Consider the following 18,649-nt stretch of genomic DNA (forward strand, 5'->3'; position numbering starts at 1 on the left):
GTTGCAAGGGCGCGCGGTACGCGCAAGGAAAAAGCGCGCCCTGCAAGGCGCGCTTTGTGTTGTTCAGATCAGACTGCGGATTTCAACGCATCGACCAGATCGGTGCGCTCCCAGCTGAAACCCCCATCATCGCTCGGCTGGCGACCAAAGTGGCCGTAAGCAGCAGTGCGCTGATAGATTGGCTTGTTCAGTTGCAGATGCTGGCGAATGCCGCGCGGTGTCAGATCCATGACCTCACCCACAGCTTTTTCGATAACCGCATCTGCCAATTGGCCGGTTCCGTGCGTGTCGGCATAGATCGACAGCGGCTTGGACACGCCAATCGCATAGCTCAGCTGAATCGTGCAGCGTTCAGCCATGCCGGCCGCCACGACGTTTTTGGCCAGATAGCGTGCTGCGTAAGCTGCCGAACGGTCAACCTTGGTCGGGTCTTTGCCCGAGAACGCGCCGCCGCCGTGAGGGGCCGCACCGCCATAGGTATCCACGATGATCTTGCGCCCGGTCAGGCCCGCGTCACCATCCGGTCCGCCGATAACGAATTTGCCGGTCGGGTTGACGTGCCATTCGGTTTCGGCCGACAGCCAGCCGTCAGGCAGGGTTTCGCGGATATAGGGCTCGACGATGGCGCGGATATCATCCGAAGACAACGCTTCATCCAGGTGCTGCGTAGACAGAACGATCGAGCTGACGCCGACCGGCTTGCCGTCGCGATAAACGACTGAAAGCTGCGACTTTGCATCAGGGCCCAAAGCAGGTTCGGTACCATTCTTGCGCACTTCCGCCAGTCGCCGCAGGATAGCGTGCGAATACTGGATCGGTGCGGGCATCAGCGCCGGAGTTTCAGTCGTGGCATAACCGAACATGATGCCCTGGTCGCCGGCACCCTCGTCCTTGTCGTCCGCAGCATCAACGCCCTGAGCGATATGGGCGGATTGTTCGTGCAGCAGGTTGGTTACTTCGACGGTTTCGTGGTGAAACTTGTCCTGCTCGTAACCGATGTCTTTGACACAGTCGCGGGCGATATGTTCGATGCGACCCATGTAATCGTGCAGCTTGTCTTGATCAGACAGACCTACTTCGCCACCGATCACAACCCGGTTGGTCGTGGCGAAAGTCTCGCAGGCCACACGGGCTTCTGGTTCTTCATTGAGAAATGCATCAAGGACAGCATCCGAGATGCGGTCACAGACCTTGTCGGGATGCCCTTCGGAAACGGATTCCGAAGTAAATGTATAGTTCTGTCGGGACATAAATGCGCTCCATTAGGGGTTTCTCCGCCACGCCAGGAAGCCGTTGTGACAGGTCACAGACGCATACGCTCGCTTAAAGATGGGGTCAATCTTAAATTATTTGGTCAGGCGACGGATGTTGAACCACGCCAATGCAGTAAGAAACAATAGCAGTCCAAGAACAGGGCTGTCCCCGATGCTGGAATAAACTGTTGGCTGATGTGGCTGCGGCAGGATCGCATCCACGTAACCCGCCTTGCCCAGCGCCAATGAGGCCGTGACCTGACCCAATGGGTTAATCATGGCCGATATGCCGGTATTGGCCGAACGGATCATCGGCAGACCCTGTTCAATTGCCCTCATCCGGGCCTGTGCCAGATGCTGAAACGGTCCCGAACGCGTTCCGAACCATGCGTCATTGGTGATCTGCAACAAAAAGTCCGCCCGACCCGCCGCCCCGTTCACATCCTGCGGGAACACGGCTTCGTAACAGATCAGAGGCAGCGCCTTTCCCAATTTGCCAAGGCCCAAGAGCTCGGGCCCCGGCCCTGCGCTGAATCCATGCCCCGTCGTCGCCGCCATCCCATAAATCCCAAAATGGCCCATCAACTCGCCAAAAGGCACATATTCTCCAAACGGGGCCAGATGGTGTTTGTCATACAGACCGCCCTGCTGCCCGGCTTCATCCAGATAGACCATCGAGTTGAAAATCCTCGGGCCGTCTCCGCGCTGGATCCCCAAAACCACGGGCGTCCCCTGAGCGGCATCCGCAATGGCCGTCAAATACGGTTGCGCGCTGCCCAGCCAGGCTGGAACTGCGGTCTCGGGCCAGACGATCAGGTCCGGTCTGGGCAAAGCGGCGGAATATTCAATCTGACGGGCAAAGAACAAGGGCGCATATGCCGGGTCCCACTTTTGGTGCTGCGGCGCGTTGGGCTGAACAACACGAACTGTGTGCGGGCCTTCCTGCACTATTGGCCGCATCGACGCATAGCCAACTGCCAGCGCCGCCGCCGCAGCTGCAAATCCCAGTGGACGGAGCAGTGCCCGCAAGCGTCTTTCCTGAATCAGTGCCGCCCCTATCGGAAACGCCACGGCAAATGTCAGCGCATTCAGGCCATACGGCCCTATCAGAGACAGCAATTGCGCCACGGGCGTATTCACCCAGATTTGCGCCACTCCGCCCCAGGGGAATCCGGTCAGTACGTATCCCCGTGCCAGTTCAGCCAGCGACAGCGTTGCGATCAGCAAAACGCTTTGCTGCATGGCGGTCGCGCCAACATGCCGCGCCAGTCGAAACGCAACCGCCCAGAACAGGGCGAGCCCGCCGGCCATGAACACCAGCGCAAACGGCGCCATCCAGGCGTGGCGCTCTGCATCCACCTGAAAGGGCTCGATGATCCAGCTGAGCGCATGGGCAAAATAGCCGGTGGCGAAGAACCAGCCGATCCACCCCGCGCGAGCACGGGTTTCACTGGCGAGGAACACCGGAACGATCAAAACCAGTGCAACAACCGTAGCGCCCCAATACCCATGCGGTGCCTGGCCAAAAGCGCCGAAGGCGCCCAGTGCGGCGGCGGCAAACAATCTCAACGATAACGGCCAGCCCCGGACAGGCGTCATGCAGCGACGTCCGGCAGCATGACGCGCAACCGTTTGATGCGCCGCGGGTCGGCTTCGATCACTTCGAATTCCGGCCCTTCCGGATGAATCACGACCTCACCCCGTGCTGGAACACGCCCGGACAGCATGAACACTAGCCCCCCCAGCGTGTCGATGTCTTCTTCATCCACATCCTCGTGGCTGGTCAAGGATCTGCCGATCTCGGCCTCGAAGTCCTCAAGCGGCACACGTGCCTGCACAACGTAACAGCCGGGCTTTTCCTGCACCCAAAGCTGATCTTCGTCTGCATCGTGTTCGTCCGCGATCTCACCCACGACCTGCTCGATCAAGTCTTCGATCGTCAGCAGCCCGTCGACGCCACCATACTCATCAATAACCAACGCCATATGGCGACGTTCGGTCTGCATCTTGGTCAGCAGGACACCGATCGGCATTGAAGGCGGCACAAACAAAAGCGTGCGCAACATGGATTTCAGGTCAAACTTGTCCGCGCCGCCGTTGAAACCATGGGTCAGTGCGAAATCCTTGAGGTGAACAAAGCCCAACGGCGTATCCAGCGTTCCTTCATAGACCGGGATTCTGGACAACCCACTGTCCCGGAACACGTCGGCCAGTTCATCCTTGGTGATGGTGGAAGGAACCGCGATGATCTCGGCCGTCGGAATGGCCACGTCTTCGACGCGCATCCTGCGCAGGTTCATCATCCCGTGAGGCCGAGCGGCCGCTGCGCTCTGCCCATTCATCCCCGGGTTTTGCTGAGTCTCATGACCCGAAAACGCGTCGAAAATGCGGGAAATAAACCCGCTTTTCTCTTCTGTATCATTGCCGCTGTCCTGAGGTTGCGCGCTTTGCGCCGCCCTAGAACTGCCGTCTGTTTCGCCCATTACCTTGTTCCAACTGATCGGGTCACATGACCCACCTTATACCTTATATGGGTCATCGATACCCAATTTGCCAAGTATCTCGACCTCAATCCCTTCCATCAAAGCGGCATCGGGGTCACGAATGTGATCATATCCCAGCAAATGCAACGTTCCGTGAACAAGCAAATGGATGACGTGATCATCAATGTCCTTGCCCGCCTCATCCGCCTCACGCGCGCAGGTGTCGAAGGAAATCGCAATATCGCCCAAAGGAATTTCACCGGTGAAATCCGGCTTTGGCGGATGGGGCGCTTGCCCGGCTTCGTCCGGGGCCAAATCTTCTACCGGCCAGCTCAGAACATTGGTGGCGGCTGGTTTGCCGCGAAACTCGGCGTTCAGCTCCGAAATGCGCGCATCATCGCATCCCAGAACGCTGATCTCGCAAAGCTCAGGGTCCAGTTCCGCATGGGACAGGACGGCGGATATCGCTTGCCGCGACAAAGCTTCAAGCCCTTGCCACCGGTCGTCTTCGACAGTGAGTTCCAGATTCATCTTATCGCACAACAGCCCTGTGAATGAGCCTTGCAATCAACTGGTTTCGCGGCCCGCATCCGCCTCATACGCTTCGATGATCGCGGCCACAAGCGGGTGGCGAACCACGTCCTTGGACGTGAAATAGTTGAAACTGATGTTGGGGATCGTTTTCAACAGTCTTTCCGCATCCTGCAAACCCGACTGAACGCCGCGTGGTAAATCCACTTGAGACCTGTCGCCGGTGATTACCATGCGGCTGCCTTCGCCCAGACGAGTCAGGAACATCTTCATCTGCATGGTCGTGGCGTTCTGTGCCTCGTCCAGCACTACAAAAGCATTGGCCAACGTGCGTCCACGCATGAACGCCAGCGGCGCTATTTCGATTCGCTTTTCCTCGATCAGCTTGGCCAGCTGCTTGCCGGGCAGAAAATCATTCAGCGCGTCGTACAGCGGCTGCATGTAGGGATCGACCTTGTCCTTCATGTCACCGGGCAGATAGCCCAGTTTTTCACCCGCCTCGACCGCCGGGCGGCTGAGGATGATTCGATCCACATGCCCGCCAATGAACATCGACACGCCCACGGCGACAGCCAGATAGGTTTTCCCCGTGCCAGCTGGCCCGATGCCAAATGCAAGCTCATTTTGAAACAGTGACTGCACATAAGCCTTCTGGGCGTCCGTGCGCGGTTCCACCAGTTTCTTGCGGGTTTTGATTTCGACTGAACCGCCCTTGAACATTTCCAACTGATCGCCGTCGCGGCTGCCGGTCCCCTGTTCCGAACCACCCATCCGCAGTTCTCGGTCCACGTCCGCGGCCTCGACCTCGCGCCCGCCTTCCAATCGCGCGTAAAGCGATTGAAGCACCTCAATAGCCTGCTTCTGGGCGTCTTCATCGCCCATCACGACAAGCTGATTGCCGCGGCGCACGATCTGGACGGAAAGCTTGCTTTCGATGTCGGTCAGGTTGCGGTCGTATTCGCCGCACAGGTCAATCAACAATCGGTTGTCGGGAAACTCTAAAAACGCCTCGCGTTGGGGCATTTCGTCTTGCGGTGGGGTCAGGGCACCGATGGCCAATCCGTTCTCCTGTCTTGGCAGTTCTCCCCGAGCGTAGACAACAAATCTCGGTGGGCGCAAGCCACAGTTTCAAAAATAAGCCCAGGGATGACAAAAGCGCCGACCATACAAAAGAAAAAAGCCTGTCAGACGCGCATCAGAACGTATAGTTCAGCCCGAATCTCAAGCCGCCGTATTTCGGTGTGGACTTCGTGGAAAAGCCCGAACCGAATTGAACGTCTTCAGATTTGAACTGGACGTATTCGTATTCGCCGGTGACCGACCAATTGTCTGTCAGCTTGTGTTCGGCACCGATGCTTGCGGTATATCCGCCCCGCCGATCCGATGCCGAAAAACTCTGTACTGTAGTTCCGGATGTGATGCTGTTGGTTGTTTCAACATCGCCCCACAGGTAACCGACGCTGAAAAAGTACAGAACTCGACCGTTTCGGCTTGTCAGGCCGCTTCGATATTTGAGGGACAAAACGTCAGATATCTCTGCCCCACCCTCAACGTTCGAACCGCCGATCTGGGTTCTGACACTATCGTCCAAGGATCCGAAATCATAACTGACTTCAAAACCATAAACGAAATCACGCCCCCACCTTGAAGGCAGAACACCACGCCAACCACCACGAAAGCCACCGTATGCCCCGGATACGTTCAGGTCGCCAATATCAAACAGTCCGGCGGGCGTTCTCAGACCAAATCGATCGTCCCAGCCTGAGGCGTAGCCGCCAGCAATCCCCAGATAAAATGCACTGACGTCACTGCTGAACTTCTTGGGGCTGATAACGACAGGATCGGTTGTCGTGCCCTTCAGGTCTCCGGCAATCGTCGCGCTGGCAAAAAAAGTGACAACCGAGGCCAAAGGCAAGGTTTTCACTAGGCTCAGGGTCCTGAAGCTGTTCAAGATTGGCACTCGTACCTCCATCACTCCGATCTCGGGATCGGCGAATAATCGTTTTTTTGACGCAAACACGGCGCCTGAAAAAACATGGCTCCTCTCCGAGCATAGTTCCAAGCAATAAATCAAGGGTAAATTTTCGAAACAAACACCAACTATGGTGTCTGAACGGCGGAATCTTACCGACTCAGAGCAGCTCACCCGCCAAAGAATTGGCGCCCGAGTCGGTGATCCGGACCTCTTTCAGATCACCAACGGCAATCTCGGGCCCTTTCACATGCACCGAGTGCAGATACTCGGATTTTCCGACCATCTGGCCCGGCAGGCGACCCGGTTTTTCAAACAAAACGCGGACTGTACGACCGACCATACCGTCCTGAATTTCCCTTTGGTGCCGCGTGATAAGGGCCTGAAGGCGCTGCAATCGATCATCCGCCGCAGCCGAATCAACCTGAGCCCGTTCAGCCGCCGGTGTTCCCGGGCGTGTGGAATACTTGAAGGAATAGGCGTAGCCGTATTTGACCTCTTCAACCAAATCCAACGTTGCCTGAAAGTCCTCTTCGGTTTCTTCGGGGAAGCCGACGATGAAATCCCCTGACATTACGATATCCGGGCGCGCCGCACGAATGCGCTCGATCAGGCGCAGATAGCTTTCTGCCGTGTGGCTGCGATTCATTCGCTTGAGGATACGGTCCGAGCCCGACTGAACCGGCAGGTGCAGATATGGCATCAATTTCTCACAGCTGCCATGCGCCTCGATCAGGTCGTCGGCCATGTCATTGGGGTGCGACGTGGTGAAACGAATACGTTCCAGCCCGTCAACCTTGTTCAGTTCCCAGATCAGCCCGGCCAGGGTCATGTCTCCGTCGGGGCCGGCCCCGTGATAGGCGTTCACGTTCTGACCTAGCAGCGTGATCTCGCGCACGCCGCGTTCAACCAGATCATGGGCTTCGCGGATGATGCGATCCGCGGGGCGGCTGACTTCGGCCCCACGCGTATAAGGCACCACGCAGAAGGCGCAGAACTTGTCGCACCCTTCCTGAACGGTCAGAAACGCCGTCGGGCCGCGTTTGGCCTTGGGACGGTTTTTCAGTTTTTCGAACTTGTCTTCCTCGGGGAAATCGGTGTCCAGCGCCTTTTCGCCCGCACGGGTCCTGGCCTCCATCTCGGGCAGACGGTGATAGCTTTGCGGACCGACGACCAGATCGACCAGCGGCTGGCGGCGCATGATTTCTTCACCTTCGGCCTGCGCAACACAGCCTGCCACACCGATCTTCAGGTCAGGCTTTTCGGCCTTCAGACCCTTGAAGCGACCGAGTTCCGAATACACTTTCTCAGCCGCTTTTTCGCGGATGTGACAAGTGTTCAGCAGAATCATGTCGGCATCGTCAGGCGTTTTGGTTTCGACATAGCCCTGCCCGCCCAGCGCCTCGGACATGCGTTCACTGTCATAGACGTTCATCTGACAGCCATAAGTCTTGATAAACAGCTTCTTCGGTTCGGACATGGGACGGGCCTTTGCATTCGCTGGATCGGCGTCATCTATACGCTTCGAACGCCGCTTGCAATGCGGGCGCAATTACCCGAATTTGGCAGGACTTTCCAGCAAGGCCGGACCAAAAAGCACCCGATGACGTACGATTCCCTCGACCATTTCCTGAAATCGGGACAGGCCGCACTGTCCAAAGGCCCCGTAGCATTGATTTTTGCCGAGGACGACGTGGAGCTGGCCAGCACGCTGCACCATCATCTAAGGCTCGGCTTCAAATCCGTGATCGTCTTTGCCCCGGACGAGTTTCACCTGACAGAGGACCTGTCCGCCAAGGTGCATCGGATCAATTTGAAATGTGTTCCCCGGCTGGTCGTGTTCGAAACCATAAACAGGATCATTCAGGCCGCACCCGGCATCTGGATGTATTATTGCTACAACGCCGAATACCTATTCTTTCCCTACTGCGAAACGCGCAGCGTGGGCGAGATGCTTGTCTTTCATTGTGAAGAGCGTCGCAATGCGATGCTCAGCTATGTCGTTGACCTATACGCCGAGGATCTGACCGCACATCCCAATGGCGTGGCCCCGGATCAGGCCATGTTCGACAGTGTTGGCTATTATGCCCATACCCGCCACGACCCAAGCGGCCAACCGCTGGACCGTCAGGTGGATCTTTCCGGTGGGTTGCGATGGCGGTTCGAGGACCACATCCCCTACGAACGTCGCAGGATCGACCGCATCGCATTGTTCAAAGCGCAAAAAAACCTGGTGCTGAGACCCGATCACACCTTCAACGAACCGGAATACAATACCTATTCCTGTCCCTGGCATCACAACCTGACGGCCGCCATTTGTTCCTTCCGTGCCGCGAAGGCTCTGAAATCCAATGCAGGGTCAACCTTTGACATCCGAAGCTTTCGCTGGCGCAACTCGGTGCCGTTTGAATGGCAGTCCCGCCAGCTGCTGGATCTCGGGCTGATCGAATCAGGTCAGTGGTTCTGAGCCGGCCTGGCGCTGCAACAAGATCGGAAACCAATCCTCGCGCAGGCGCTGTCCCGGCGTCATGTCATGACCGGGAAACGGGGGCGAGGTTCGGCCGGGGCGCTCTACATACCGGGCATCGTCGCCCACCAGCCGCAGTGAAAAGGCGCGGCGACGGCTGTCCGACTGGTTTCCGCGCGCACCGTGCAGCGTGCGATAGTTGAAAGCGACGGCATCGCCGGGCTCCATCTCGAATTCGACGATCTTCATACCTTCGGCATCCGGATCCGGCACAGGAATGTACTGACCTTCATCCGGGAAAAAGCCGTCCTCGGAGACCCATCGTGTCGGCAGAACTTCTTTCTCCCACCGGTGCGACCCGGCGACACACCGCAGCGTCGCCTGCCTGACCGGATCAAGCGGAGACCAGAAGCTGATCGTCTGCTGACCCTCGACGAAATAATATGGGCCGTCCTGATGCCACGGTGTCGCCATCGACGTACCGGGTTCCTTGACCAGCACGTGATCGTGAAACATCTGAACGCGTCTCGATTGCATCAGATCCGCGGCAACCTCAGCTGCGGGAGACGTCTCGATCACGTCGCGGAACTGCGGAATCCGAGTCCAATTGCAGTAATCATCAAAGAAACGACCTGTTTCACCCGCCTTCTTGTTTTCCGAGGCATAGGGACCGGGATCGGCCATATTCACGGCCACACCATCGCGCAGTTGATCCACGTGATCCGCAAACAGCCCTTTGACCAGTACGACACCGTCGGCCTGATAAGTGTCGATCATCTGCTGAGAAACAAGAGGGTGTGGCATCGGAAGCTCCTGAAGTTTTTTTGTTTTTGCCCGGAAAAATGTATTCTGTTCAAATCATATCTTTCGAAGTTATTATTAAGCTCATGTTATATATTTCGCTGCGCCAATATGAATATATCTGTGCAGTCGGGCGTCACGGCAGTTTGTCGGCGGCAGCCCAGCATCTCAATGTTTCGCAACCGGCCTTGTCCACTGCGCTGACGCGTGTTGAAGCCCATTTGGGGTATCCGCTGTTCGTTCGCCGCCGAGGCGCAGCCATGGCACTGACACCTCAGGGACGTACGTTCATAGACCAAGCCGAGGTCTTGCTGAAAAATGCTGCGCGAATCGAAACGTCCGTTACCTCTGCGCCGGGCACCTCCAGGCTGAGATTGGGCTGCTTTACGGACCTGGCTCCCTTCCTTTTGGCCCCGGCCCTGCAACTTCTCCGCGACACGTTCACCGATATCAACCTTACATACGTGGCCGGGTCCTTCGAAGGGCTGCTGAATGGATTGATCGATGGCCAGATTGACATTGCAATCACATACGATCTGACCATGGATGCGGGGTTCGCCCGTACAAAGCTGTTCGACAGCAGGCCGAAGGCGTTGATGTCCCCGGATCATCCATTGGCGACAACCAAGGAAGTCACCCTTGCGTTGCTGGAGGGTTATCCGCTGATTCTGTCTTCGGAAGGTTTGTCCGCCCAACACATTCTCGGCCTGTTCCGGCAGAACGGGCTGCGCCCTACCGTCGCGCACCGGGCCGCATCCCTTGAAATCCAACGCAGCCTTGCCGCCCATGGTGAGGGAATCGGGATCAGCTATACCAGCCCACCCAGCAGCGTCAGCTATGACAACAAGCATCTGGTCAGCGTACCGATTGCCAATCCGGACACAGCAGAATCCGTCGTTCTGGCACGGCACGGCACAGGGCCCTCTGACACGGTCATAGAAAGGGCCGAACGTGTATTGGTGGCCGGGCTGACAGGCGTTTAAGGTCTGTTACTTCTTGCGCAAGCGAATGACGACATCGACAGACGCGATTTCGACACCTTCCGGCGCCTCGGGAAGACGCTGAATGACCAGCTGATCCGACGGCGCATCGCTTAGCCTTGCGTCGTCTTCCCAATAAAAATGGGGATGATCATGCGTGTTCGTGTCGAAATAGCTTTTCGATCCGTCCACTGTGATTTCTTGCAGCACTCCGGCATCGCAAAAAGCCCGCAGAGTGTTGTAGACCGTTGCCAGAGACACCGCATCCCCGTTCGCCTTTGCCCATTCAAAAAGGCTTTCTGCGGTGACATGGCGATGGCGGCCGTCGCCCACCAGAAGCTCGGCCAGCGCCACGCGCTGACGCGTCGGTCGCAAGCCGGCATTCACCAGCCAACCAGTTGCGATTTCGCGGCTCTGAGGTGTCATCAATCCGATACCCATTATTGCTGCCTTTATATATAGGGGCGCATCACCGGCAATTACAAATGAAATTCATTCGCAAGATAAGAACCAACACAACATGATGTGGCGCGCCGCTCTTGCAGGACCTTGCAAACGGGTGTTAGACGAAGCCAGATGTAAAGACAGACCCCCGGCAGGAAAGGTGGCAGAATGGCCCAGTTCCCTAGCAGTTTTGACAAAGATGATCTGCTGAAATGCGCTCGCGGTGAGTTATTTGGCCCCGGCAACGCACAATTGCCCGCCCCACCGATGCTGATGATGGACCGGATCACCGACATCTCTGCCGATGGCGGCCTGCACGGCAAAGGCCATGTGTTGGCCGAATTCGACATCACACCCGACCTTTGGTTTTTTGAGTGCCACTTTCCGGGCAACCCGATCATGCCGGGCTGTCTGGGGCTGGACGGGCTTTGGCAACTGACCGGTTTCAACCTTGGCTGGCGTGGATGGCAGGGGCGCGGCATGGCCGTTGGCGTCGGCGAAGTAAAGCTGACCGGCATGGTGCGCCCGGACCGCAAGATGCTGACGTATAAAATCGATTTCAAAAAAGCGATTCAAACGCGCCGCCTGACAATGGGTGTGGCGGATGGCATTGTCGAAGCCGATGGCGAGATGATTTATGATGTCAAGGACATGAAGGTCGTTCTGTCCGAGGCCTGAGCCTGAACGGTCTGAAACAAGGAGTGCGCAAATGCGTCGAGTAGTCGTCACCGGTCTGGGGGTTGTGTCCTCGATCGGGAACAATGCCGAAGAGGTTCTGACCTCGCTCAAAGCAGGTAAATCCGGGATCGTGGCCAGCGAACAGATGGCGGAACATGGTTTTCGCAGCCAGATCGCGGGAACGCTCAAGATCGACGTGGCCCAGCATGTGGACAAGCGCACATTGCGCTTCATGGGTCCCGGGGCCGCCTATGCACATATCGCCATGAGCCAGGCGATTGCCGATTCCGGGCTGACCGAAGACCAGATCATCAATCCGCGCACCGGGCTGGTTGCGGGCTCTGGCGGACCATCGACCAGCGCGATGCTGACGGCGCATCAGACTGTTCTGAAGACGGGCGCGACCAAGCGGATCGGGCCGTTTGCCGTGCCGAAATGCATGTGCTCGACGATCTCGGCCAACTTGGCGACCGCGTTCAAGATCAAGGGCATCAACTATTCGATCACGTCGGCCTGCTCGACCTCGCTGCATTGCATAGGCAACGCGGCCGAACAGATCATGCTTGGCAAGCAGGACGTCATGTTCGCCGGCGGCGGGGAAGAACTGGACTGGACGCTTTCCTGCCTGTTCGACGCAATGGGCGCGATGTCGTCGAAGTATAATGACACACCCGATAAAGCCTCGCGCGCGTTCGACGAAAACCGCGATGGTTTCGTGATTTCGGGCGGCGGTGGAATCGTTGTTCTGGAAGAGCTGGACCACGCGCTGGCCCGCGGCGCCAAGATTTATGCTGAAGTTACGGGTTATGCCGCAACTTCAGACGGCCACGATATGGTGGCCCCTTCAGGTGAGGGCGGCGAGCGCGCGATGAGACTTGCTCTGAGTACCCTGCCCGAGGGGCGCAAGGTCGGCTATATCAATGCCCACGGCACCTCGACCCCCGTCGGCGATGTGGGTGAGGTAGAGGCGGTGCGCCGAATCTTTGGCGAAGGCAACGTACCCCCCATCTCCTCGACCAAGTCGATGACCGGACACGCACAGGGTGCGGCGGGCGCGCTTGAAACTATTTTCTGCCTGCTGATGCTGGAAAGTGATTTCATTACACCATCGATCAATGTCGACACGCTTGCCGAAGGCATTCAGCCCGGTGAAATTGCAACTCAAGTGGTTGAAAACGCAGGACTGGACAGTGTCATGACCAACAGCTTCGGCTTTGGCGGCACAAACGGGTCCATGGTTCTTTCAAAGTATAACGGGTGAAAGTAATGTCGGATCTTCTCAAAGGTAAACGCGGCCTGATCATGGGCGTGGCCAATGACCGCTCGATTGCGTGGGGCATTGCCAAGGCCATGCACGAGGCTGGCGCCGAACTGGCATTCACCTATCAGGGCGAGGCATTCGGAAAACGGCTGGAGCCGTTGGCTCAGAGCCTGGGCAGCGATTTCATGGTCGATGCGGATGTCACCGACGACGAGTCTCTAGATCGCGCTTTTGGCGAGTTGGCCGAACGTTGGCCCACCATAGATTTCGTGGTCCATGCTATCGCCTATTCGGATAAGTCCGAGTTGACAGGTCGGTTCCTGAATACCACACGGGCCAATTTCAAGCATTCGATGGATGTTTCGGCCTATTCCTTCATCGAGGTCGCGCGCCGCGCCTATCCGATGATGAAAGACAATGGCGGTTCCCTACTGACCCTGACTTATCAGGGTTCCAACCGGGTTGTGCCCAACTACAACGTGATGGGTGTCGCAAAGGCTGCGCTGGAATCAGCGACGCGCTATCTGGCCAACGATCTTGGCCCCGATGGAATCCGCGTGAACGCGATTTCCCCAGGGCCGATGAGAACCCTTGCCGGTGCAGCCATCGGCGGCGCACGCAAGACCTACAAATTCTGCGATCAGAATGCACCGATGCGCTCTAACGCCACACTTGAAGCTGTCGGCGGAACGGCTGTGTACCTGACGTCAGATGCCGGTGCCTGCACGACGGGTGAGATCATCCGCGTTGACGGTGGTTTCCACGTTCTGGGCATGCCTCAACCCGAATCCATGTGACCATATCTTTCCCTGCCGCTGCCCAGATTTTACCATCATTAAGCGGCAGGTAATCGATATGAGCAAACTTGACCAAATCATTGCAAATAATGCACGCGTGACGCAAAGTCGGCGAAAACCCGGCTTTCTCAGCCAACGGGCCAGGGTGCTATTGCTTACGTTGACTTCGCTGTTGCTGGTATTTGTCTTCTTTACGCAGCCACAGGTGCGGGCCGCGTTTCACGCTCTGATAGGGTGAGATCCGGGCCGGACATCCGGCCCGAACCATGTCTCAGTTGACTGAAACGACTTCGATCTCGAAAACCAGATCCTGCCCTGCCAGCGGGTGATTTGCATCCAGGGTAACGGTGGCGTCGTTTGAATCGACAACCGTTACAGGCACGGCCTGACCTTCTGGCGTTTGCATCTGCAACTGTGTCCCTGGATCCAGGGGGATGTCGTCTGGAATGCCTTCACGGGGAATTTCCTGACGCATCGCCGGGTTGATCGGGCCGTAGGCGTCGGAGCAGGCAATCTCGACCCGCGTCTTGTCCCCGGTGGACAGGCCCGGCATGGCACGGTCCAGACCCGGGATGATCTGGCCCGACCCGACCACGAATTCCAACGGATCACGCCCGTCCGAGCTGTCAAAGACTTTGCCGTCCAGCAACGTCCCGGTGTAGTGGATGCGAACCGTGTCGCCTTGTTTGATTTCGGTCATCGTGGCCTCCGGCCGTTTCAAGGGGTTAAGCGGCCAACCCTATAGGTTGACACAATGTTGTAAACCCTCGGTACTTTCACCCCCTGCGCCGATGTGCCAACCTGCGCGCAATCTAAGGAGGACCATATGGCGATCACGACCTGTGTGTTCGACGCCTACGGAACATTGTTCGATGTTGCCGCGGCTGCCCGACAGGCGGCAGACGAGCCGGGTTTCGAAGCCCTGAAAGACAAATGGACCACCGTTGCGGGGCATTGGCGTCTGAAACAACTGCAATACACATGGCTGCGCGCCGTGGCGGATGCGCATGCAGATTTCTGGGACGTCACCCAGGACGGGCTGGATTGGGCTCTGGAGGCCGCAGGCCTGCAAGGCAACCCGGAACTGCGCCAACGTCTGCTTGATCTCTATTGGGAATTACAGGCCTATCCCGAAGTTCCGGCCATGCTGAAAGCCCTCAAGGATGGTGGGCTGCAAACGGCGATCCTGTCCAACGGGTCGCCCCCCATGCTGGACGGAGCCGTAAAGTCCGCCGGAATCGGGGATGTATTGGATGATGTGCTGTCGGTCGAAAGCGTCGGCGTCTTCAAACCCCACGCCCGAGTCTATGATCTGGTGCAAGACAGGTTTAGCTGCGCACGCGATGAGGTCTTGTTCGTCAGTTCGAACGGCTGGGACGCTGCCGGGGCCAGCGGGTACGGTTTTGTGACCGCATGGGTCAATCGGATTGGTGAACCCATGGATCGCCTTCCCTGGACACCTGCGCATGTGCTGTCCGATCTGACCTCGATCCCCAAGCTGGCCGGTCTCTGATGTCAGAATTCATGACAACGGACGGCAGGCGCATCTATTTCGAAGAGACCGGCACCGGCACGCCGCTTTTGTGTCTGGCCGGTCTGACCCGAAACAGCCGCGACTTTTCGTTTTTTGCGCCACATGCCGCGGGCCTGCGCATGATCGCCATGGATTACAGGGGGCGCGGGCGTTCGGAATACGACCCCGATTTCAGGAACTACAATATCTTCCGCGAATCCCATGACGCGATTGAGCTGCTCGATCATCTGGGGATCGCTAAAGCAGTCATTCTGGGCACATCGCGCGGCGGGCTGATCGCCATGGCGCTGGCCGCAAGCCACCCCGAACGTCTGGCCGCCGTAATTCTGAATGACGTGGGGCCGATCATCGAGCCGTCGGGCATCGCCAAGATAATGGCCTACGTGGGGGCGCAGCCCACGGCCAAAACCTATGATGAAGCCGCCGCCGCATTGAAACACGTAATGGAGCCGCAATTTCCCGGTGTTCCACCGGAAACCTGGCGCAAACAGGCGGAATTTCAGTATGAAATGCGCAAAGACGGGCTGAAGCTGCGATATGATCCTGCCCTGCGCAAGGCGCTTCTTGAACAAGCTGCAAGTGGGGCAGCCCCTGATCTATGGGTGTTCTTCGAAGCCTTGCGTGGCATTCCCACCGGTGTGATCCGGGGCGCGAATTCCGATGTTCTGGGCGCGGACACTCTGGCCGAGATGCGGCATCGACACCCGGACCTGATCTCGGTCGAGGTACCGGATCGCGGGCATGTTCCGTTCCTAGACGAACCCCAGTCACTGGACCTGATACAGAAGGTATTGAAGAAGGCCGCATGAGCACATTTGAGATGATCGAAGACGCCGCAGAACGGCTGAAAGGACACGTTCGCGAAACGCCGATCCTGTCGTCGCCCTTTCTCGACACGCTTGCGGGCCGCCGGATATGGGTCAAACCGGAATGCCTGCAACATACCGGCAGTTTCAAGTTCCGCGGCGCGTGGTCGGCCATTTCGGCGCTGGATGAGGGCATACGCCAGCGTGGTGTGATCGCATATTCATCGGGCAACCATGCGCAAGGCGTTGCGATGGCCGCCGCGAAGCACGGGATTGCCTCGGTCATTGTCATGCCGTCGGACGCGCCGCAACTCAAGATCGACAACACCCGCGCGCTGGGCGGCGAAGTCGTTTTGTACGATCGTGCGAATGAAAGACGGGAGGAAATAGGCGAAGCCATCGCTGCCGAACGTGGTCTGACCCTGATCCGCCCCTATGACGAACCGCAGGTCATCGCGGGGCAAGGCACAACCGGGCTGGAAATCGCCAGGCAGGCAGCGGAACTTGGGGTTTCGCAGGCGGATGTTCTGATCTGTTGCGGCGGCGGAGGTTTGACCTCGGGCATTGCGCTGGCGCTGGAGAAACACGCGCCGAATTTGCGGGCGCGCCCCTGCGAGCCGGAAGGGTTCGACGACGTCAAACGATCCTTGGCGTCAGGTCGCATTCAACACAACAATGCGGCGTCGGGTAACATATGCGATGCGATCCTGACACCGCAGCCCGGCGATATCACCTTTCCGATCCTTCACCGTCTTTGCGGCCCCGGACTCTCTGTCACCGAAGACGAGGCATTGCAGGCGATGGCATATGCCTTTCTGCGCCTCAAAATCGTGTTGGAACCCGGCGGCGCCGTAGCGCTGGCCGCGGCCCTTTTCCGGGGCGACGAGATCGAAGGCGACGACGTGATCGTCGTCACATCGGGCGGGAATGTCGATCCGGGAAAATTTGCTAAGGCGTTGGAATTCCTGACCTAACATGGGCACGAAAGCTGTGCAAATTGCATCAGGACCGCATGACGACAAGGACCTTTGTCATGATGATCGCTGATCTGGGCGACGTGAAACTGAACTATCGCATCGACGGCCCCACGGACGGTGCACCCATTGTGTTTGCCAATTCCCTGGGAACCGACCTGCATCTTTGGGACGCGGTGCTGCCATACATGCCCGACGGGCTGCGCGTCATCCGGTATGACAAACGTGGGCACGGGCAATCCTCGGTGCTCCCTGCACCCTATTCGATGGGCGCTTTGGTGCGGGATGCCGAGGCGCTGCTGGATCACCTTCAGGTTCGCGATTGCGTCTTTGTCGGCCTCTCGATTGGCGGGATGATCGCGCAGGGGCTGGCGGTCAAACGCATGGACCAGATTCGTGCGCTGGTGCTGTCGAACACCGCTGCCAAGATCGCCACGCCTTCGATCTGGCAAGAGCGTATTCAGGCGGTGCGAAAGGGCGGGATCGAGACTCTGGCCGATGCCACGATGGAGCGTTGGTTCTCGCGCGAATTCCGCCGCGCCCAAAATCACCTGCCCTGGCGCGATATGATGGTCAGCCAACCAGTCGAAGGGTATCTGGGCTGCTGTGCTGCCATTGCCGGTACCGACTTTTATACCCCCACAAGCGGCCTGCGCCTGCCCACGCTTGGGATTGCGGGCAGCGAAGACGGATCGACCCCGCCCGATCTGGTGCGGGAAACGATTGATCTTGTTCCCGGATCCCGATTTCGGCTGATCCGCCGCGCAGGACATTTGCCTTGCGTTGAGAATCCCGCGGAATACGCAGAGATCCTGACCGGATTTCTGACCGAAATCGGACATGTCTGAAGGAGAATGACAATGGCGTCCTTCCTGTTGGTCCATGGCTCGTGTCACGGCGCCTGGTGCTGGCGCGACCTGATCCCCGCTTTGGAAGCCCTGGGCCATTCCGCCCGCGCCATCGACATGCCCAGCCATGGTGCAGACCCCACGCCGGTGGCCGACGTCACGCTGGACATTTGCCGCGATGCCATTTTGAGCGCCTGTACACCCGATACGATCGTCGTCGGCCATTCCTGGGCTGGCTTTCCGATCAGCGCAGCGGCCGAGGCGCGCCCGGATGCGATGCGCGCCTTGATATACCTGTGTGCCTATGTCCCTCGGGATGGTCTTTCGATGGCGGAAATGCGCAGGCTCGGGCCGCGGCAAACCATTGCGCACGCAGTGGAAAAATCTGCGGACGGGCTTTCCTATACCGTGTCCGTGGATGCGATCCCACAGCTGTTTTATCACGATTGCCCGGACGACGTCCTGCCATACGCATACGCGCGCCTGTGTCCGCAAGCCATCCTGCCACAAGAAACACCGCTGCCTATCGGCCCACGCTTTGCCAAAGTTCCCAAGGCCTATATCCGAACAACCGACGACCACACGATACCAACCGAGTACCAAGCAGACATGAGCGCCTGCGTCCCCGAAAATCTTCGACGTACAATCGACAGCTCGCATTCGCCGTTTTTTTCACATCCGCAGGAATTGGCCGAGCTTCTGTCCGGACTGGCAGGCAAACTCTAGCGACCTGCCGCAACGACATGGGGTGTCAGGCGGAACTGTCTCTTTCCTCATTCGTCGGGCATGACTAGGGTGCCGCTCACAACTCATGTGTTCA

The 18,649-nt window shown here is 58.0% G+C and carries 20 protein-coding genes and 1 riboswitch; of the genes, 10 read left to right on the forward strand and 10 right to left on the reverse strand.

The genetic code is table 11. The features are described 5' to 3' along the window. Positions 1-68: 68 nt before the first annotated feature. The 7 genes from metK to miaB all read right to left on the reverse strand — a co-directional run bounded on the left by metK (position 69) and on the right by miaB (position 7,719). Positions 69-1,250 (reverse strand): methionine adenosyltransferase, encoded by a 1,182-nt coding sequence (gene metK / locus ACR0A2_RS14280; protein WP_480835665.1) that lies wholly within the window; start codon positions 1,248-1,250, stop codon positions 69-71. Positions 1,251-1,255: 5 nt separating this feature from the next. Beyond that, a riboswitch (SAM-SAH riboswitch) is annotated at positions 1,256-1,305 on the reverse strand. A 41-nt stretch (positions 1,306-1,346) separates the two neighbouring features. Beyond that, on the reverse strand, positions 1,347-2,852 hold the full coding sequence (lnt, locus tag ACR0A2_RS14285) for an apolipoprotein N-acyltransferase (RefSeq protein ID WP_480835667.1): 1,506 nt from the start codon (positions 2,850-2,852) through the stop codon (positions 1,347-1,349). Next, on the reverse strand, positions 2,849-3,736 hold the full coding sequence (locus ACR0A2_RS14290; RefSeq protein WP_152457166.1) for a hemolysin family protein: 888 nt from the start codon (positions 3,734-3,736) through the stop codon (positions 2,849-2,851). The genes lnt and ACR0A2_RS14290 overlap by 4 nt, the downstream gene beginning before the upstream one ends. Before the next feature lie 36 nt (positions 3,737-3,772). Continuing rightward, positions 3,773-4,267 carry an rRNA maturation RNase YbeY gene (gene ybeY / locus ACR0A2_RS14295; RefSeq protein ID WP_171641343.1) on the reverse strand — a complete coding sequence of 165 codons (495 nt, stop codon included), beginning with the start codon at positions 4,265-4,267 and terminating at the stop codon, positions 3,773-3,775. A gap of 36 nt (positions 4,268-4,303) precedes the next feature. Then, positions 4,304-5,326, reverse strand: a complete 1,023-nt coding sequence (locus ACR0A2_RS14300; RefSeq protein WP_171229543.1) for a PhoH family protein — start codon at positions 5,324-5,326, stop codon at positions 4,304-4,306. Between the two features lie 136 nt (positions 5,327-5,462). Further along, positions 5,463-6,413: an outer membrane protein gene (locus tag ACR0A2_RS14305; RefSeq protein ID WP_480835670.1), complete on the reverse strand. Its 951-nt coding sequence runs from the start codon at positions 6,411-6,413 to the stop codon at positions 5,463-5,465. Then, positions 6,400-7,719: a tRNA (N6-isopentenyl adenosine(37)-C2)-methylthiotransferase MiaB gene (gene miaB / locus ACR0A2_RS14310; protein WP_480835671.1), complete on the reverse strand. Its 1,320-nt coding sequence runs from the start codon at positions 7,717-7,719 to the stop codon at positions 6,400-6,402. Before miaB ends, ACR0A2_RS14305 begins: the two co-directional genes overlap by 14 nt. Before the next feature lie 123 nt (positions 7,720-7,842). Here miaB and ACR0A2_RS14315 point away from each other — a divergent pair, with 123 nt between their 5' ends. Next, a complete protein-coding gene (locus tag ACR0A2_RS14315; protein ID WP_480835673.1) occupies positions 7,843-8,706 on the forward strand; it encodes a hypothetical protein in 864 nt (287 codons plus the stop codon). Here ACR0A2_RS14315 and ACR0A2_RS14320 read toward each other — a convergent pair. After that, complete coding sequence (locus ACR0A2_RS14320) at positions 8,689-9,510, reverse strand: phytanoyl-CoA dioxygenase family protein (RefSeq protein ID WP_152457161.1); 822 nt, start codon at positions 9,508-9,510, stop codon at positions 8,689-8,691. The genes ACR0A2_RS14315 and ACR0A2_RS14320 overlap by 18 nt on opposite strands. Positions 9,511-9,593: 83 nt before the next feature. Between ACR0A2_RS14320 and ACR0A2_RS14325 the strand changes: the two genes are divergently transcribed. Beyond that, a complete protein-coding gene (locus tag ACR0A2_RS14325) occupies positions 9,594-10,490 on the forward strand; it encodes a LysR family transcriptional regulator (protein WP_480835675.1) in 897 nt (298 codons plus the stop codon). A gap of 6 nt (positions 10,491-10,496) precedes the next feature. Here the strand turns inward: ACR0A2_RS14325 and irrA are convergent, their stop codons facing one another. Then, on the reverse strand, positions 10,497-10,913 hold the full coding sequence (gene irrA / locus ACR0A2_RS14330) for an iron response transcriptional regulator IrrA (RefSeq protein WP_480835726.1): 417 nt from the start codon (positions 10,911-10,913) through the stop codon (positions 10,497-10,499). A 186-nt stretch (positions 10,914-11,099) separates the two neighbouring features. Between irrA and fabA the strand changes: the two genes are divergently transcribed. The 3 genes from fabA to ACR0A2_RS14345 are packed head-to-tail and all read left to right on the forward strand — an operon-like array spanning position 11,100 to position 13,667. Then, on the forward strand, positions 11,100-11,609 hold the full coding sequence (fabA, locus tag ACR0A2_RS14335; RefSeq protein WP_152457158.1) for a bifunctional 3-hydroxydecanoyl-ACP dehydratase/trans-2-decenoyl-ACP isomerase: 510 nt from the start codon (positions 11,100-11,102) through the stop codon (positions 11,607-11,609). A gap of 31 nt (positions 11,610-11,640) precedes the next feature. Beyond that, positions 11,641-12,870: a beta-ketoacyl-ACP synthase I gene (gene fabB / locus ACR0A2_RS14340; RefSeq protein WP_480835677.1), complete on the forward strand. Its 1,230-nt coding sequence runs from the start codon at positions 11,641-11,643 to the stop codon at positions 12,868-12,870. A 5-nt stretch (positions 12,871-12,875) separates the two neighbouring features. Continuing rightward, the gene (locus ACR0A2_RS14345; RefSeq protein WP_171641355.1) at positions 12,876-13,667 is read left to right on the forward strand and encodes an enoyl-ACP reductase FabI; all 792 of its coding nucleotides are present in this window, start codon (positions 12,876-12,878) and stop codon (positions 13,665-13,667) included. A gap of 271 nt (positions 13,668-13,938) precedes the next feature. Here the strand turns inward: ACR0A2_RS14345 and ACR0A2_RS14350 are convergent, their stop codons facing one another. Then, positions 13,939-14,367: an FKBP-type peptidyl-prolyl cis-trans isomerase gene (locus tag ACR0A2_RS14350; RefSeq protein ID WP_480835679.1), complete on the reverse strand. Its 429-nt coding sequence runs from the start codon at positions 14,365-14,367 to the stop codon at positions 13,939-13,941. 126 nt (positions 14,368-14,493) lie between these two features. Between ACR0A2_RS14350 and ACR0A2_RS14355 the strand changes: the two genes are divergently transcribed. The 5 genes from ACR0A2_RS14355 to ACR0A2_RS14375 are packed head-to-tail and all read left to right on the forward strand — an operon-like array spanning position 14,494 to position 18,555. Further along, entirely contained in the window at positions 14,494-15,180 is a 687-nt protein-coding gene (locus ACR0A2_RS14355) for a haloacid dehalogenase type II (protein ID WP_480835681.1), read from the forward strand. Then, positions 15,180-16,010: an alpha/beta fold hydrolase gene (locus ACR0A2_RS14360; protein WP_480835682.1), complete on the forward strand. Its 831-nt coding sequence runs from the start codon at positions 15,180-15,182 to the stop codon at positions 16,008-16,010. The genes ACR0A2_RS14355 and ACR0A2_RS14360 overlap by 1 nt, the downstream gene beginning before the upstream one ends. After that, positions 16,007-16,981 carry a threonine ammonia-lyase gene (locus ACR0A2_RS14365; RefSeq protein WP_480835684.1) on the forward strand — a complete coding sequence of 325 codons (975 nt, stop codon included), beginning with the start codon at positions 16,007-16,009 and terminating at the stop codon, positions 16,979-16,981. Before ACR0A2_RS14360 ends, ACR0A2_RS14365 begins: the two co-directional genes overlap by 4 nt. 59 nt (positions 16,982-17,040) lie before the next feature. Then, a complete protein-coding gene (gene pcaD, locus ACR0A2_RS14370) occupies positions 17,041-17,829 on the forward strand; it encodes a 3-oxoadipate enol-lactonase (protein WP_171232760.1) in 789 nt (262 codons plus the stop codon). A 12-nt stretch (positions 17,830-17,841) separates the two neighbouring features. Then, positions 17,842-18,555 (forward strand): alpha/beta fold hydrolase, encoded by a 714-nt coding sequence (locus ACR0A2_RS14375; protein WP_480835685.1) that lies wholly within the window; start codon positions 17,842-17,844, stop codon positions 18,553-18,555. Positions 18,556-18,649: the final 94 nt, after the last annotated feature.

This window comes from Ruegeria sp. H8 (genome assembly GCF_056532905.1).